The organism is Martelella alba, from assembly GCF_005217455.1.
Lineage (GTDB): Bacteria > Pseudomonadota > Gammaproteobacteria > Enterobacterales > Enterobacteriaceae > Acerihabitans.
The window spans coordinates 110,530-128,001 of sequence record NZ_SZPQ01000009.1 but is presented as its reverse complement, the minus strand read 5'-3'; the positions used below and the strand labels follow the sequence as shown (position 1 = coordinate 128,001).

The following is a 17,472-nucleotide window of genomic DNA, read 5'->3' as shown; positions in this document are numbered from 1 at the left end:
ACGAAAAATCCTAAAAAAATCTTAATGTTACATATAGAAATCTGCTTTTCGGATTCTTAACGGCGAAACGAGACTGATTGACGAAAGCCAGACCGCCGAACCGGGAGAACGGCAAGCTGTGGGCCAATGGCGGCCTGGCGATGGCGGGAAGCGCCTTTAGAAGGTTTCCCAGTTTTCCTCATGCGCGGGAGTGCGTCCCTGACCGCGCGGAGGGTCGGTACGGGTTTTTTTCACCACCGGTCTTTTCAATTCATGGGCGGCGCCGGAAGGGGTCGGGTTCCGGCTTGTCAGGGGTTTGTCCGGTAATGCGCCGGCGCGGCCACGGGCGGCGGGCATCGCTGGCGAATCCTTGGTCCTGGTCCGCGCCGGCGGAATGTCACCGGAATCTTTCGCCCGGGTACGCGCGGGCGCGGATTCACCTGTTTGCGCGGCGGCGCCCGGCGCCATATTGTTAAGCGCATTAGCCCGCGACTTGTCATTCAATTCCTTGGCACGGCCATGAACCACGGCTTCCCCCGCCAGGGTTCTTGAGCGATCCTGGCCAGCCGGCGCCTTGGCCCGCTCACGGGCCATGAATTCCCCGGCCAGGGCGGTATTGTCCCCATCCCCCACGCTCTCCAGCCGAAAAACCGCCACCAGTTCGGTCAAATATTGCGCCTGTTCTTCCAGCGAAGCCGAGGCGGCGGCCGACTGCTGTACCAATGCCGCGTTTTGCTGGGTCACGCCGTCCATTTCCGTCACCGCCTGGCTTATCTGATTAATGCCTTTATCCTGTTCGTCGGATGCCGATGCGATTTCCCCCATAATATCCGTGACATGGGTGATGGCCTTTACGATATCGCTCATGGTTTCGCCGGCATGCGCAACCTGTTGCGACCCCATTTCCACCCGCTCCACCGATTCCTGGATCAGGTTCTGAATTTCTTTGGCCGCCTGGCCGCTGCGTTGCGCCAGGTTACGGACCTCGCCGGCCACCACGGCGAATCCGCGTCCCTGTTCACCGGCCCTGGCCGCCTCAACCGCCGCATTGAGCGCCAGAATATTGGTTTGGAAAGCGATGCCGTTGATGACATCAATAATCTCGACGATTTTCTTGGAACTGGCGGTGATACTGCCCATGGTCGCCACCACGTCTTCAACAATGGCGCCGCCTTTCTTGGCGGTTTGCGAGGCCTCCGTGGCCAGTTTGCTGGCCTGGTGGGCGTTCTCGGTGTTGTGCTTAACGGTGGAATTAAGCTGCTCCATACTGGCGGCGGTCTGCTCCAAAGCGGAAGCCTGCTGTTCGGTACGCGAGGAAAGATCGTTGTTGCCCTGGGAAATTTCGCTGGCGCCCTGGTAAATGGTCTGTGCGCTATCACGGATTTGAGAGACGGTATTCAACCAATTGGTTTTAATCTCGCTCAGAAAAGGCACCAGTTCACCGATGCAATTACGCCCTAAATCCACGATCTGTACGCCTAAATGACCGTTGGCCCAGGCCCGGAAATAATCCTTGATGGTATCCAGCGGCCGGTTCATATAACGAACCAGATAGCGATGGGTAAAAACCAGCAGTAAAATACCGATCACCAGCGCGACCGCAATCACGCGTTGACACCACATCATCAATTGATCGATACGCACGGTGGACTGGTTTTTAATCGCGTTGATGGCCGAATTGTAATCCCGTATCACTGTGGAGAATCCATTGCGCAACGGCAGATAGGTTTCCTGTAGCCCCCGATTGAAATCGTCCATCCGCCCCTCCTTCACGGCCGCATACAGCGGCTGGAGTCCGAGGGTAAACAGTTGTTGTGAGCTGTTATAAATTTTGTCCACCAGCGACGGATCGAGCATACCGTGATCAATGGCTTTAAATTGCGTCAGCCCGCGACCTATGGCATCCAGCTCGCTGGCGGCGGTGGCCAAATCCGCCGAATCATTGCCCTGCCCGGCGCGCGCCGCGCGCTCCAACGCCGTCACGGCCTGATAATATTGTTCGTTGGCGCCGTTGATGATGTCGCTGTTTTCCTGCTCATTGTTGCTTAAGCCCAGGGTCTGGTTAACTTGCTTGAGAGAATAAAAAGTATACGCGGATACGCCCCCCCAGAGCAGATAGGAAAACACCAAAATGACCATCAGCACCAATTTTATCTTTATATTTTTCAGAAAAATCATACGGATACCTTTGCAATGCGGCTTCGCTGCGCTTACCTAACACTATGCCCATGATGGCCGGCGATTGCTGGAGGATGAACCGGGATTCCCAGCAAACCCGACAGTCGGGAAGATATGCCCGGAGAGACTGGCAGTGCTCGGATTATCGGCATCGTCGTGGGAAAAATTAGCCTGTCGAAAAAAAATACTTCCGCGCCGCGTGGCGAAAATTCTCCGCCGTCCGCGCCGGGATCGTCCCCGCTTACCGGCGCAATGCAAACCGGACTATTTAGGATAGGATGACAAACTCGGCGTTATACTCGTCATACTTCGCGTTGCCGCTTTGTCGGCGACGCTTGTCCGACCCAGCGGGGGAATAGGCGTCCGGACCAAGATCGTTTCTTGAACAAGAATAAATCTTTGCTCTTTAACCCGAATATACTCCTCGTTTTTCAACAAACAGGCGATATGGCGAATCTCTACTCGTCATACTTCAAGTTGCCTCTTTGTTGGCTGCATTCGCCCATCCCAGTCACATAGCCAGCTTTGTGACTGGGACGCACTCACTTGCCGCCGCGATGCAACTTGAATTATTTAGCGTATATAAGTTTATTAGCGAAATAACTGATGTTCATTGCATTAGTTTTTTCTTAGGAAAAAATGATAATCTATTTGAAGGATTAGAATGCTCAGGAATAATATAAGCAATACTATTTCGTTATCATGGTTGAGTCAGTCAGATATTGATTTCGTTGACGAGAGTCATCGCCTTTATCAAACTTTTTCCGCCAGCGATGTCGCCGCGCGGGCGGATATGATTATCGAACTCTGGCAGCCCACCGCTAATGGCGCAACGCAGGAGCCGTCCTCTGAAGACATCGGCAACAGGATTCGGTTGGGTTTGCAGCTCTACGACATTATGCACGCCGCGGAGCAAACCTACGAAGTGGCGCATCGGATTAACGAGGCGGCCGGGTTGCTGCTTGAAAGCGTAAACCGCCATTCTCTTCGGCTGGACACACTGCCGAGCGCCTGCAAGACCCGGTTATGCGATATGGCGTTATCCTATATCGCCATACCGGGTGTCATGGACGCGTTGGCGTATATGATTGAGCGGCAGGGACAAATTACCGCGTTTCTGCAAGCCCCCGCCACGTTGCTTGAAATTTTACCGGCCGATACCATGATTGAAAGCGCCGTCCTTGATATCGCCCTGCATTTGCTGACCGATCGCGCCGGTAATTTCTGCTCCACCGCCACCGTGATCTTCAACCCGCAGAATAAAACAGCCCCTTTTCATATTTCCAGCCGTCAAAAACATGTGCAGACCGAAGCATTGTCGGCAAAGCGTCTTGCCCGGGAAAAACTGGCGCAAATGCTGCCCGGCCAAAAACTGTTGATTCCCTTGCTTTCCGTAATATACCCGTCGACGGCATATTCGACATTTGTGGGCCATTTCAGCGCGGCCATCGCTATCAAAACGGGACAAGGCTATCGTTTTTGCATTTTCGACAGTAAGAACTCCCCTGAGATTTACGATGATATCAAACCTATGATAACCCAGCTTATTGATTTAAAAAAGGGGGAAAAATGCCATATCTGTTTATTTTGCGATGCGTTTCAATATAATAACGACTGCGGCATTCATACTTATAATTTTTTCAAATTATGCATAACCGCCCCTGAAGAATTCTTTTACAACTCCGCCCCCTTGGCAAAACTGTTTAGGGAATATGTGGCCAAGCAACACGTCATGAACGCGACGCTGTATGACAATACCCGGGCCGCCAGCCGACTGCTGCGGATGCGATTTATGCTGGATTGCATCCATGACGGTTATAATGACGGGTTACTCTCCAATCTTCAGATACTGACCCGGTTCCATCAAGGCGACGCAACCGATAAATCCGCGTTCGCAAGAGAACACGCCGGTCGGCAAAGCTTCTGGCGGTCCATTGGCGTCGGTTTGCTCAATTGGGTTCCATTTACGCGCAATACAGATAATAACAATGCGGCCGGACAATAAGCCACCCGGCGCGGAAAGGAAAAAACGGGGCTAGTGATGGCACGACTGATGGAACGCCGCCGCATCTTTCACCAAGGCATCCACATGGGCGCGTAGAATTTTCATCCGGTTGATAAGGGGATTTTGATCAGAAGAGCCGTCGAGATTATTGAGCTTGCGAACCAAAAGCGCATTCTGCTCGCGCAGTGTCGCTTCGCGCTGCAAACTTTGTTGCAATTGCTGCTCCAGCGCCTGGTGCTCCAGTTGCCATTGCCGCTGATGCCGCGCGAAGCTTTGCTCCAGCTCCGTCAGCGCATTATCGATACGTGTTTCCATTTCTTGCAGCAACATAATAAGTCCTCGACATTCATCTTTGGCAAATATGGCTTAACCCCGATGGATCCGCGCATAACGCCAATTCAGCGCTATCTTACCCCGTCTTCCCCGCCCCGCTCTATACCCGTCATACACCTTGTCGTTTGTTTATACTCGACATACCGCAGGTTGCCGCTTTGCCGGCCACGTTGACCGGCCTCGCTCGCAAACAGGACCCCGCGTCAGGGAAGAAATGAGAAACCTCCCGTCCCCCGCCGCCGCGGCGAGGCGGATGATTGGCCTTGATTAATTAGCATGTTAATCTACTCTTCACAAATATCGCGCAGGATGATGACAGGTATGATTCGCTTTGCCGTAATAGGTACCAATTGGATTACGCGCCAGTTTATCGATGCCGCCCACGGAAGCGGTAAAATGAAACTGACCGCCATCTATTCACGCCATATTGATCAGGCTCGCCACCTGGGTATCGATTATCCGGTATCCCATTATTTCGACGCGCTGGAAGACATGGCCCGCTCCGATGCCATTGACGCGGTGTATATCGCCAGCCCCAATTCCCTGCATTGCCAACAATCCTTGCTGTTTATGCGCCATGGCAAACACGTCATTTGCGAAAAACCCCTGGCGTCGCATCTGGCGCAAGCGGAACAAATGATAAACTGCGCGCGGGATAATCAGGTCGTATTGTTCGAGGCATTTAAAACCGCCAGCCTGCCCAACTTCCTGGCATTGAAAGCGGCGCTGCCCAAGATTGGCAAAATGCGCAAGGCGCTGTTCAATTATTGCCAATATTCGTCCCGTTATGCGCAATACCTGGCGGGGGAAATGCCTAATGCTTTCAATCCGGCGTTTTCCAATGGCTCAATCATGGATATCGGCTTTTATATGCTGGCCAGCGCGGTCGCGCTCTGGGGAGAACCGCAATCCGTGTTGGCCACGGCGTCGCTGTTGCCAAGCGGAGTCGACGGGCACGGCGCGGTATGCCTGGCTTACGGTGATTTCGACGTCACTTTGCTCCATTCCAAGGTGACCCAGACCGCCTTGCCTAGCGAGATCCAGGGTGAAGAAGGATCGCTGGTGATTGATAAACTCTCCGAGTGTCAACAACTGGTTTTTGTGCCGCGCGCCGGCGATAAGCAAAATCTGACGCAGCCACAGCATATCAACACCATGCTATATGAGGCGGAAAAGTTCGCCGCGCTGGTGGAAAACGGCGAGATAAACCATGAGGGGCTGACGGTCTCCCGCTGCACCGCCAAGCTGTTGACGGAAATCCGCCGGCAGACCGGCGTGATATTTCCGGCCGACCGGCCGAATAGCGATGTGGAGAGGGGATGATGCCGCCGCGGGCCATAGTGATTCTGCAAACCGGCGACGCGCCGCCCGATGTGGAACGGATTTCCGGTAATTACGACCGGTTATTCAGCGACGCAGCCCAATTGAAGACCGGAGAGGTGGAAGTCGTGCATTTACCGGCCGGAGAGCGGCCGGGCGATCCCGGCGATTACCGTGGTATCCTGATTACCGGTTCCTCCGCCATGGTGACCGACCGCCTGCCTTGGAGCGAATTCGCGGCCGACTGGCTGCGGCGCGCCATGGCGGCGCAAGTGCCGATTTTCGGCGTCTGTTATGGACATCAACTACTGGCCTACGCCTTGGGCGGCGAAGTCGACTTCCATCCTGACGGGATGGAGGTCGGCACCCAGCGCATTGACATGTTGGACGAGGCGGCCCGGGAGCCGCTGTTGGGCTCATTGCCGGCCCGGTTCGGCGCCCATCTCATTCATTCACAGACAGTGACCGTGCCGCCGCCGGGCGCCACCGTGCTGGCCCGCTCTAGCCAGGATGCCCACCAGATCCTGCGTTATCGGGACAATGTGTTGACCGTGCAATTCCATCCCGAATTTACCGCCGACGTCATGCGCGGTTTCGTGCGTTGCATGGCGCAAAGCATGCCAGAACAACAACACGAACTGGCGAATATCGGCCGGCAGGTGGCGGAGACCCCGGTTAGCCGATCGCTGATGGCGCGTTTCGTCAGAACTTACATGACGGAATAATTAACGCAGCCATATCCCTTGGCTGCTGATTTACACTCCGATCCCTCGCTGATACTGCTGCGCGTCCCGGCTATCCTTGCGGCCGATGCTCTCGCTTGCCTTGCGCGGTAGGCATATCCTCGTCATACTTCACGTTGCCTCTTTTGGCTGTGTTCGCTCGCCCCAGTCACACAGTCGGCTATGCGCCTGGTGACCCGCTCGCTTGCCGCCGCGATGCAACTTGACGTATGGAGAGTGGGCTTCGCTCAACTGGCCTAATTCGCCCTTTTCGCTTAGTTTGCCCGCCCCGCTGGGTTTGCGGCTTTCCCTGCCTCCCTGAACGACCGTTTGCGCCCGAAAGCGACGCCGGCCATTTTCCGCATCCGACCGAGGTTTGCCAACTGGCCTTAGTGCCAGTTGACGGTAGCAAATTTTTACATTATCGTTCAAAAAGCAAAGGGGAGTAACTTTTCGCCGGCCGGCCGTCATTACGGTGCATACGCATCCGGTCGCCGGGCAATCACCAAACACCTTGATGATTTCCGCATTGCGCCGGCAAGCGAGCGAACCCCCGGGAGCTTGGATTACCAAGTGACCGGGGTGAGTGAGTGTAGCCAACACAGCCGCAGCGGGAAATATGACGGGTAAAGGGGTTGCAAGTGAGACCTTGCCTAAAGGCAAGGCCCCTGGGGAATTAACGGCTGACGCCTTTTGATGTCAGCCGTTTTTTTTTGTAAGGATAATCTTGATGAATACTGTCGGCACACCCTTGTTGTGGGGTGGATTTTTTCTGGTGGTGGCGGTCATGCTGGCCGTTGACCTGCTGCTGCAAGGTCGCGCCATGACGCTTAAACGGGCCGCCTGGTGGTCCGTGTTGTGGGTGACGCTCTCCCTGGCGTTCAACGGCGCTTTATGGTGGTACCTTTCCGTCACGGTAGGCCGGGCCGAAGCCGATAGCCAGGCGCTGGCTTTCCTCACCGGCTATCTTATCGAAAAAGCGCTGGCGGTGGACAACGTGTTTGTCTGGCTGATGCTATTCGGCTACTTCGCCGTTCCGGCGCAATTACAGCGACGGGTACTGGTCTATGGCGTGCTGGGCGCCATCGTGCTGCGGACGCTGATGATTTTCGGCGGCAGTTGGCTGGTGACCCAGTTCCATTGGCTGCTTTATCTGTTCGGCGCGTTTTTGCTGCTCACCGGCATCAAAATGGTCCGTGGCGGCGACGACCCGGTCGATTGGGGAGACAAACCGCTGGTGCGCTGGCTGCGCGGCCATCTGCCGATGACCGATCAGTTGCACGGCGAACGATTTTTTATCAAGCGCGACGGCGCATGGCTTGCCACGCCATTGCTACTGGCGCTGATTTTGGTGGAGTTCAGCGACGTTATCTTCGCCGTGGACAGTATTCCCGCGATCTTCGCGGTAACCACCGATCCCTTTATCGTGCTGACATCCAATCTGTTCGCCATTCTTGGCTTGCGCGCCATGTATTTTATGCTGGCCGGCGTGGCGGAAAAATTTTCTTTGCTAAAATACGGACTGGCGGCGGTATTGGCTTTTATCGGCGCCAAAATGCTGCTTATGGACCTGATCTCAATCCCCATCGCCGTCTCGCTGGGCGTGGTGGCCGCCATTCTGGCCATAACGCTTGGCATCAATATCTGGCTGAACCGGCAACGGCAAAAACACCGGCATTATGGTTGACCGGATCACCCCCTTTTCGCCCACGGCGCCGATGTACGTTCGCCGCCGGACGTCGTTTAATGCGTACCGATGGGTTTGCCGGCGGTCGCCACTTGGGGTTCGTTTTGGAACGGATCAATGCCCCGCAATTGCATCCGCCGAAAACGAATGATCGCCAGGCCATTAACAATCAGAAAGCTGCCCTCGATAAGCGAACCGCCGATGGAGCCCAGCCAGATATTATGGGTGACCCACCCGGCGGTGGAACACCACATCACACAGCGGGTCGTCAGACCCCGGGTGCGAAACAGTGCCCAGGTACTGATTACCGTACCGGCTATCGGCAGTAATTCCACCAGATGGTGCACCTGGCTTAGGCCCAATACCAAGGTCAGAAAAATGAAAATGAACATCACGGCCATACTGCGCGTGCGGGTGGCTATCAGGGTGCGCAGGGCGTTGAGTTCGGCGGCCATGCCGGCGGCGGCGGCGCCCATCAAAAAGAAATGGCAGCCAATGACCGCGCTGTAAAGCGCCAATTGCAACTTGAAGCGTTTATCGTTGCGATTGAAAAACATGGTGATGCCGACCAGAAAGGCCACCCCGCCCACCGCCTGGGCAAACCAATAGAAGTTCATGACTCTGTCATTCCTTGCTTGAACCTTGGCATCCTCCCCGCCCTGTAAGGCGGGGTACGCCGCGCACCTGATAAAACAAACGGCGCTTCAATATCTGAAACGCCGTTCTATTTTAATGATCCACGTCCGGACTTACAACGTCACGCCGCTCTTGAAAATGGCGAGTTCCCGGAAATCGTTGATCTCATTGCGGGTGGGTTTGCCGTTGGCGATCGCCACAATAAAATCCACAAACTCGCTCAAGATTTCTTCCATGGTTTTGCCGTGAATCAGTCGACCGGCATCGAAATCGATCCAGTGCGGCTTTTTGGCGGCCAGTTCGCTATTGGTCGCCAGCTTAACCGTCGGCACGAAACCGCCGTAGGGCGTGCCGCGGCCGGTACTGAACAGCACCATGTGACAACCGGCGCCCGCCAGGGCGCTGGTGGCCACCGCATCGTTGCCCGGCGCGCTGAGCAGGTTCAGCCCCGGTACCCGCAGGCGTTCTCCGTACTTCAACACATCCACCACTTTGCTTTGGCCGGCTTTTTGTGTGCAGCCGAGGGATTTCTCCTCCAGCGTGGTGATGCCGCCGGCCTTATTGCCCGGCGAGGGGTTTTCGTAAATCGGCTGGTCGTGGGCCATAAAATACTTCTTAAAGTCATTGACCATCCGGACGGTCTTATCAAATGTCGCCTCATCCCGGCAACGGCTCATCAGAATCCGTTCGGCGCCGAACATTTCCGGCACCTCGGTCAACACCGACGTGCCGCCGTTAGCGATGATATAATCGGAAAAACGGCCCAACAGCGGGTTGGCGGTGATACCGGACAATCCATCCGAACCGCCGCATTCCAAACCGAATTTCAGCTCGCTGAGCTTACCGGGCTGGCGTTTATCGCCACGCATCCGCTCATACAGGCCGCGCAGGCATTCCAGGCCGGCTTCCACCTCGTCTTGTTGCTGCTGGCAAACCATAAACGTGACGCGTTCGGGATCATATTCGCCCAGCGTGGCGCGGAAAACATCCACCTGATTGTTTTCACAACCCAGTCCAATGACCAGCACCGCCCCGGCATTGGGGTGGCGCACCATGTTTTGTAGCATGGTCCGGGTATTCTCATGGTCCTGGCCCAGTTGCGAACAGCCGAACGGGTGAGTGAACAAATGAACGCCGTCAATATCCTCCGCACCCGCCGTCTCTTTGAGAAAACGCTGCTGGATCTGCCGGGCAATGCCGTTAACGCATCCGACGGTGGGCAGGATCCAGAGTTCGTTGCGCACCCCGACCTGACCATTGGCCCGCCGGAAAATTCGTACTTCGCGATCCGGCATCTGCGGCGGCAGATCCCTAAACGCCGGCTGGTATTGATATTCATCCAGATCGCTTAGATTGGTTTTGGCGTTCTGTGAATGGATATGCTCCCCCTGCGCGATATCACGCAGAGCATGGCCGATGGGCAGACCGTACTTGACTATCATCTCCCCTTCGCCTATCGGCGTCAGGGCGAATTTATGTCCGCGAGCGATGGGTTGCGGCAACGTTATTGCCGCACCGCCGATTTCCACCGTTTCGAGTGCGTCAAGATCTTGCAGGGCGACCGCCACATTGTCTAAAGAATGAATTTTAATAATATTCATGACATAACCTTCATACGTTCAGCAATAGCCGGCAACGGCGGCGCGCATGCCCAGATCCAGGATGGCCTGAACCTGTTGTTCGACTTGCTGCGCCAAGCCGGGAACCTGAAGAAGATCATGTTCCCAATGTTCGGTATCGCTTAATACATCATTGACCAGGGTGGTGAGGGGGATATCCCCGTTTTGCACTTGGCTCCATAGCGATGAGTAACGGGCGATCCATTTCTCGTCATCTTGTAAAGGATAAGACTGACCGTTGCGCTCTCCGCGATAGAAAGCGATCAATGCGGCCAGGGCGAAAGTCAGACGGGCGGGCAGAACGCCGTGTTTTTCGCGATAAGCCAGCAGTTGCGGCAAAATACGGGTACGGAATTTGGTCATGCCGTTTAGGGCGATGGACAGCAACTGGTGTTTGATAAAGGGATTACGGAAACGGCTGAGTACCGCCTGGGCGAAGAACGTCAGTTCGTCATGGGGCAAATCCAGCACCGGCACGATTTCCTCCGCGATGGTTTTCTCCACAAAGCCGCTGATTTGCGCATCGCTCATGGCTTCTCCCACCGTATCCAGTCCGGAGAGGAACGCCACCGGCACCAACGCGGTATGGGCGCCGTTCAGGATGGCGACCTTGCGTTCTTTGTAGGGTTTGATGTCGTCGACAATGCGGACATTGAGAGCCAGTTGGTCCAGGCGTAACGCTTTCGCCAGCCACTGCGGGCCTTGGATGACGAACAAGTAGAAATACTCGGCGGTATCGAGGAATGTATCCTGGTAGCCCAGTTCGGCTTGTAACGTTTCCACTTCGCCGCGAGGATAGCCAGTGACGATCCGGTCGACCAGGGTCGAACAGAAGGTATTGTGCTGTTCCAGCCAGGCGACGAACCGTTCTGGTAATGACCATTCCCGCGCATAGCGCAGCACCAGTTCCTTGAGGGCCTCGCCGTTATAATCGATTAATTCGCACGGCAACAACACCCAGCCCTTGTCCGCCGCGCCATCGAAATGACTGAAACGCTCGAACAATAAACGGGTCAATTTGGCCGGATAACTGGCCGGCGGCGTATCGGTAAACTTGTCGTCGGCATGGTAACTGATGCCGGCTTCGGTGGTATTGGAGAACACAAAACGAATATTGGCGTCATGGGCCAGCGCCAGGTACTCGTCGTATTGCTTGTAGATATTGATTTCACGGTTGACCGAACGGATCAGCCGGGGTTGGCGAACGGCTTCCCCTTGCTCGTTCAAACCGCGGATAATCGTGGTATATAGCCCATCCTGCGTATCCAGCGACGGCGGGAAATCGGTATTTATCGGTCGAATGATCACGACGCCGGCATCCAGGTCGGTGTGTTCATTGAGCAGATCAAGTTGCCAATCGACAAAAGCGCGTAAAAAGTTACCTTCGCCGAACTGAATCACACGGTTAGTGTATTGACGACCCGGGAAGTTTTGACGGTTTAACGTTTTCATTCGAAATTCACCTTAAATAAATCGCCCGCCGAGGAGCGATAATCCACTGATTGATAACTGAAACAAAGCGGGCATCGGCCCGCCCGGGCCATCAGATTTCAACGGCAAAGTAATTTTTCGCGTTATCGAAACAGATATTTTTCACCATTTCGCCCAGTAGCTTGATGTCGGCCGGCGCCTCGCCGTCTTGTACCCAGTGGCCTATCATCCGGCACAGGATGCGACGGAAATATTCGTGGCGGGTATAAGACAGGAAGCTGCGGCTGTCGGTCAGCATTCCGACGAAACGGCTGAGCAGCCCCAGGGTGGCGAGTTGCGTCATTTGGCGCTGCATGCCGTCTTTCTGGTCGTTGAACCACCAGCCGGAGCCGAACTGCATTTTGCCGGCCATGCCTTCACCCTGGAAGTTACCGATCATGGTGCCGATCACTTCATTGTCGGAGGGGTTCAGACAGTACAGGATGGTTTTCGGCAGCGCGTCGTTTTTCGCCTGGGCGTCCAACAAACGGGACAATGCCATGGCGACCGGTTGATCATTGGTGGAATCGAATCCAGTATCCGGGCCGAGCAGTTTGAGCATGCGGCTGTTGTTATTGCGCAACGCGCCGATATGGTATTGTTGAACCCAGCCGCGACGGGCATATTCGCCGCCAAGGAACACCAGCACCGCGGTCTTGAACTGCGCGATTTCTTCCGGGGTCGGCTGTTTGCCGTCCAGGCGGCGAGTCAGGATACCGTTTAGGGTCTGCTCGTCCGCTTCGCCGTAAACCACCACGTCAAGGGCGTGGTCGGACAGTTTGCAGCCGTGGGCGGCGAAATGATCCAACCGTTTATGCAACGCATCGCGGAAGGCGGCGAAATCGGTAATAGCGGTATCGGCGGCCGCTTCCAGGCGATGCAGATACTCAACAAACCCGTCCGCTTCGATATTAAAGGCTTTATCCGGACGCCAGGCCGGCAATACTTTAGTCTTGAACCCGCCGTCTGCGGCGATGGTTTCGTGATGCGCCAGGGAATCCACCGGATCGTCGGTGGTGCAGATGACCTTGACGTTCATCTGACCGATGATGCCGCGCGCGGTGAAGTTATCCTGGGCCAGCAGGGCGTTACAGCGGTCCCAGACCTGACGGGCGGTATCGGCGGAAAGCAATGTGTCGGTAATGCCGAACGGGCGGCGCAGTTCAAGATGCGTCCAGTGATAAAGAGGGTTGCCGATGGTATGCGGCACTGTTTGCGCCCAGGCTTCGAATTTTTCCCAATCCCCGGCGTCGCCGGTGCAAAACCGTTCAGCCACGCCATTGGTGCGCATGGCCCGCCACTTGTAATGGTCGCCCTTGAGCCAGATATCATACAGATTTTTGAAACGGTAATTCCCGGCGATCTGTTCGGGCGGCAAATGGCAATGATAATCGAAAATCGGTTGATCGACAGCGAATTCATGGTACAGACGACGGGCGAATTCGCTATCCAGCAAAAAATCTTCAGTCAGAAACTGGGACATTTTCAGGCTCCTCACCTTCATTTCTCTTGAGCAATGTTTCTGGATTGTAAAAGGTGTTATACCAATTTAGCTAGAGAATAGCCCTTTAGCCTAAACGGTTATAGCCTTTTCTACCAATATCAACAAAAACTCAATATTTATTGGTCAGCTTAGGGCATCCGCCCCTCTGATGGACGAATTTATTATCCCTTAAATAAAAAATGGTTTTTGTGATGGCTCTCAACTTTTAAATCTGTATGACAAGTTATCGTAACGCCACATTGAGTCTGAGCTCAATCATTTTGATGAGACGACCGCATTTTAGGTCGTGGCGTCATGAGGCAGGTCGGGGCCCGGGAATTCCGCCGATGATGAGACGGTCATGCACAGGTAGCGGCGGCGTTGGCAAGGCGCCCGCCGGTATGACAAGCCATGCGTCGGCACGTAGTGGTCCTCGGCCCGCCAGACTATAACAATACCCGGAGGGCGAGTCCTCCGGCTGGCTCTGTATCCGTCGTCCCGCGTAGTCTGGGGTGAGGATGACGGGACATACTCATCGGGAGAAGCAGTAATGCGTAAAATCAAAGGGTTACGCTGGTACATGATAGGCCTGGTAACCATTGGCACAATATTGGGTTACCTGACGCGTAACGCCATTGCGGTGGCGGCTCCGACGCTGGAGCAACAACTGCACATTAGCACACAGCAATATTCCTACATCGTGGCGGTCTATTCGGCTTGTTATACCATTATGCAACCGGTAGCCGGCTACATCTTGGACATGCTGGGCACGAAAGTGGGCTATGCGGTATTCGCCATCGTTTGGGCCTTGTTCTGTATGGCCACCGCGCTGGCCAGCAGTTGGGGCGGACTGGCTATCGCCCGCGGCGCTGTGGGCATGGCCGAAGCCGCCATGATCCCCGCCGGCTTGAAAGCCAGTAGCGAATGGTTCCCGGCCAAAGAACGTTCCATCGCGGTGGGCTGGTTCAACGTCGGGTCCTCCATCGGCGCCATGGTGGCTCCGCCGCTGGTGGTATGGGCCATTGTCGTCCACAGTTGGCAACTGGCCTTTGTCATCGTCGGCGCCTTGAGCCTGGTATGGGCCATCGCCTGGCTGATTTACTACAAACACCCGAAAAATCAGAGCAAACTGAGCAGTGAAGAACGCGAATACATCCTGGGCGGTCAGGAAGCGCAACATCAAATCGACAACAGCAAAAAAATGTCGGCCTGGCAGATTCTGCGCACCCGCGATTTCTGGGGCATCGCCATCCCGCGTTTCCTGGCGGAACCGGCCTGGGGCACCTTTAATGCCTGGATCCCGCTGTTTATGTTTAAAGCTTATGGCTTTAACCTGAAGGAAATCGCGCTGTTCGCCTGGATGCCGATGCTGTTCGCCGACCTGGGATGCGTATTGGGCGGCTATATGCCTCCGCTGTTCCAGCGCCTGTTTGGCGTCAACTTGATTGTCTCCCGTAAATTGGTGGTTACCCTCGGCGGCTTCCTGATGATAGGCCCCGGTCTTATCGGCTTGTTCGCCAGCCCCTATGTGGCCATCGCCTTGCTGTGCGTCGGCGGCTTCGCTCACCAGTCCTTGTCCGGCGCGCTGATCACATTGTCTTCCGACGTGTTCGGCCGCAATGAAGTGGCGACCGCCAACGGCTTCACCGGCATGGCCGCCTGGACCGCCAGCACGCTGTTCGCCCTGGTGGTGGGCGCGCTGGCCGACAAGATTGGCTTTAGCCCGCTGTTCGCCGTATTGTCGGTTTTCGACCTGCTGGCTGTGCTGGTGGTCTGGACCGTGCTGCGCAATCGTCCGTCGACGGCAACCTCCGTCAGTCCGCTAAAACCGGCCCACGGCTGAGTCCCCCGTTCGGGCCGGCGGCAATGGCCGCCAGCCCGAGGAAATATCAGACCGGACAATGTCTTTCACATAAACCGGGCGATGATGCACTACCGGCAAAGTCAAAGGGATTGTCACGGCGTATATTGAATATCCCCGGTCTTGCTACAACGCGCCGGGGATTTTTCCCTTCCGGTTGGACTTATATCGAAAAACATGATCGGCGCCAAAGCGTCAACTAGGCGTTGAAGGCTATAAGTGGTATAACAAATATCGGGTTCCCGTCAGTTCTCATGACATCCAAACGCCGAAAGACTGAACGTGAACGGATGATACGTTTACCTACCCTAAAGAGCATGCATTATGGAATTCACAGAATCCCGGCGATTATATCAACAGCTGGCCGCTGAGCTGAAAAAGCGGATCGAGTCTGGTGTCTACCGCGTCGGGGAAAAGCTGCCCGCGGAGCGTTTTATCTCGGAAGAAATGAATGTCAGCCGCACAGTGGTGCGCGAAGCCATCATTATGCTCGAGGTCGAAGGTTACGTCGAGGTACGCAAAGGCTCAGGCATCCATGTGGTCTCCAGTCAGCAAAAAAACCTGCTGCTGCCCAGCGGAGCGGTGCAGTTCACCACGCCCGGCCCTTTCGAACTGCTGCAAGCCCGGCAGTTGATTGAAAGCAATATCGCCGAATTCGCCGCAACGCAGGTGACCCGCCAGGATATCGTTCAATTAATGGAAATCCAGGAAAACGCCCGGCAGGAAGATCGTTTCCGTGATTCGAAATGGGATCTGAAATTTCATGTTCAGGTGGCGTTGGCGACGCAAAACACCGCCATGGCCATTCTGGTGGAGCAAATGTGGAGCCAGCGGCTGCACAACCCCTACTGGCGCAAATTGCACGAGCACATCGACGACGAATCCATTCTGAGCTGGTGCGATGATCACGACCATATCCTTAAGGCGCTGATCCGCAAAGACCCCTATGCCGCCAAGCTGGCGATGTGGCAGCACCTGGAAAACACCAAGCAAATGCTGTTTCACGCCACCACCGACGACTTTGAGTTCAATGTCGATCGGTATATGTTTACCGAAAATCCGGTCGTCCATCTGGACAACGTGGCCAACGCGGCCAACATCGCTAAATAACGCCCGCTCCTGTTGCCCGTGACGCGTTTGCGCACGCGCCGGGCGAGTCAATTAATGTTTTTTTCTGTCAGCCCAGGTAAAATCAGCTGCCATTAGGCCTTTTTTTTCAAAAAAAACCACCCGTTTCCGGCGATCTCAGGTATATTCCACTGACTTGGCAGGTCTCATTTTGTCACAGTAAATTCGTTTTTTTACATTTGCTCGACAAACCCGGTATAGCAATCCGGCGCCTCGTATTTCCGGCATCCGTCCCTAAGGCGCGTTGTTGACCCGACCACGCCGGCTCTGCCATTGGGCAACGTTAACGCGCCCTGCCATGCCGTCCCCGATTCGCACATCGCGCGTTATGGCCTGTTCGGGGAGCCGTTTTCCGTTTTACAGGTAGAATTGTCGTATGGATATACTGAAAGCCTTGGTTCACGCCCTCTGGCAACAGGACTTCGAAACCTTATCCGACCCGACGCTGGTCTGGACGCTGTATCTGCTGTTGTTCGCCATTCTTTTTCTGGAAAACGGACTGCTGCCGGCGGCCTTTCTGCCCGGCGACAGCCTGCTTATCCTGGTGGGCGTATTAATTGCCAAAGGATCGCTTGGCTTCCCCATGACATTGCTGGTGTTGACCGCCGCCGCCAGTCTGGGGTCCTGGATAAGTTACATTCAGGGCAAATGGCTGGGTAATACCCGCCTGGTACGCGGCTGGCTGGCGCATCTGCCCACCCACTATCATCAACGCGCCTATTTGATGTTCCACCGCCATGGTCTGTCGGCCTTGCTGCTCGGCCGGTTCGTCGCTTTCGTGCGCACCTTGCTGCCCACTATCGCCGGTTTGTCGGGACTGAGCGACACCCGATTTCAACTGTTCAACTGGCTTAGCGCCCTGATATGGGTTTTGCTGCTGACATCGGTGGGTTTCGCTTTGGGCAAGACCGCGCTGTTTCAATATTACGAGGATGAACTGATGCTCTGCCTGATGTTGTTGCCGCTGGTGTTCCTGGTGGCGGGCCTGGCGGGTTCACTGGTGATTTTGTGGCGCAAAAAAATCGCGCCGGATATGGGAAAAGGGGGTTAG

General features: G+C 55.2%; 13 protein-coding genes. 7 read left to right on the top strand and 6 right to left on the bottom strand.

Translation table 11 applies throughout. The features are described from left to right. Positions 1 to 156: 156 nt before the first annotated feature. Positions 157 to 2,157, bottom strand: coding sequence for a methyl-accepting chemotaxis protein (locus tag FCN80_RS27220; protein ID WP_136989697.1), 2,001 nt, complete (start codon positions 2,155 to 2,157; stop codon positions 157 to 159). Between the two features lie 664 nt (positions 2,158 to 2,821). Here FCN80_RS27220 and FCN80_RS08330 point away from each other — a divergent pair. Continuing rightward, positions 2,822 to 4,162: a hypothetical protein gene (locus FCN80_RS08330; RefSeq protein WP_136989696.1), complete on the top strand. Its 1,341-nt coding sequence runs from the start codon at positions 2,822 to 2,824 to the stop codon at positions 4,160 to 4,162. Between the two features lie 30 nt (positions 4,163 to 4,192). Here the strand turns inward: FCN80_RS08330 and FCN80_RS08325 are convergent, their stop codons facing one another. After that, positions 4,193 to 4,492, bottom strand: a complete 300-nt coding sequence (locus tag FCN80_RS08325; RefSeq protein ID WP_136989695.1) for a hypothetical protein — start codon at positions 4,490 to 4,492, stop codon at positions 4,193 to 4,195. A gap of 324 nt (positions 4,493 to 4,816) precedes the next feature. Between FCN80_RS08325 and FCN80_RS08320 the strand changes: the two genes are divergently transcribed. The 3 genes from FCN80_RS08320 (at position 4,817) to FCN80_RS08310 (ending at position 8,224) form a co-directional block, all read left to right on the top strand. Next, on the top strand, positions 4,817 to 5,818 hold the full coding sequence (locus FCN80_RS08320) for a Gfo/Idh/MocA family protein (protein ID WP_136989694.1): 1,002 nt from the start codon (positions 4,817 to 4,819) through the stop codon (positions 5,816 to 5,818). Further along, on the top strand, positions 5,815 to 6,540 hold the full coding sequence (locus tag FCN80_RS08315; RefSeq protein WP_230492559.1) for a glutamine amidotransferase: 726 nt from the start codon (positions 5,815 to 5,817) through the stop codon (positions 6,538 to 6,540). Before FCN80_RS08320 ends, FCN80_RS08315 begins: the two co-directional genes overlap by 4 nt. 727 nt (positions 6,541 to 7,267) lie before the next feature. Then, complete coding sequence (locus tag FCN80_RS08310; RefSeq protein WP_136989693.1) at positions 7,268 to 8,224, top strand: TerC family protein; 957 nt, start codon at positions 7,268 to 7,270, stop codon at positions 8,222 to 8,224. A gap of 56 nt (positions 8,225 to 8,280) precedes the next feature. Here the strand turns inward: FCN80_RS08310 and FCN80_RS08305 are convergent, their stop codons facing one another. From FCN80_RS08305 to uxaC, 4 genes are all read right to left on the bottom strand, one after another. After that, positions 8,281 to 8,841 (bottom strand): YgjV family protein, encoded by a 561-nt coding sequence (locus FCN80_RS08305; protein ID WP_136989692.1) that lies wholly within the window; start codon positions 8,839 to 8,841, stop codon positions 8,281 to 8,283. Between the two features lie 132 nt (positions 8,842 to 8,973). After that, positions 8,974 to 10,461, bottom strand: a complete 1,488-nt coding sequence (locus FCN80_RS08300) for a UxaA family hydrolase (RefSeq protein ID WP_136989691.1) — start codon at positions 10,459 to 10,461, stop codon at positions 8,974 to 8,976. Positions 10,462 to 10,479: 18 nt separating this feature from the next. Beyond that, complete coding sequence (locus FCN80_RS08295; RefSeq protein WP_136989690.1) at positions 10,480 to 11,931, bottom strand: tagaturonate reductase; 1,452 nt, start codon at positions 11,929 to 11,931, stop codon at positions 10,480 to 10,482. A 91-nt stretch (positions 11,932 to 12,022) separates the two neighbouring features. Continuing rightward, positions 12,023 to 13,432: a glucuronate isomerase gene (gene uxaC / locus FCN80_RS08290; RefSeq protein ID WP_136989689.1), complete on the bottom strand. Its 1,410-nt coding sequence runs from the start codon at positions 13,430 to 13,432 to the stop codon at positions 12,023 to 12,025. 550 nt (positions 13,433 to 13,982) lie between these two features. On the opposite strand from uxaC, the gene FCN80_RS08285 reads away from it, so the two are divergent. The 3 genes from FCN80_RS08285 to FCN80_RS08275 all read left to right on the top strand — a co-directional run bounded on the left by FCN80_RS08285 (position 13,983) and on the right by FCN80_RS08275 (position 17,472). Further along, a complete protein-coding gene (locus FCN80_RS08285; RefSeq protein WP_136989688.1) occupies positions 13,983 to 15,275 on the top strand; it encodes an MFS transporter in 1,293 nt (430 codons plus the stop codon). 342 nt (positions 15,276 to 15,617) lie between these two features. Then, a complete protein-coding gene (gene exuR, locus FCN80_RS08280; protein ID WP_136989687.1) occupies positions 15,618 to 16,403 on the top strand; it encodes a transcriptional regulator ExuR in 786 nt (261 codons plus the stop codon). Positions 16,404 to 16,797: 394 nt separating this feature from the next. Beyond that, a complete protein-coding gene (locus tag FCN80_RS08275; RefSeq protein WP_136989686.1) occupies positions 16,798 to 17,472 on the top strand; it encodes a DedA family protein in 675 nt (224 codons plus the stop codon).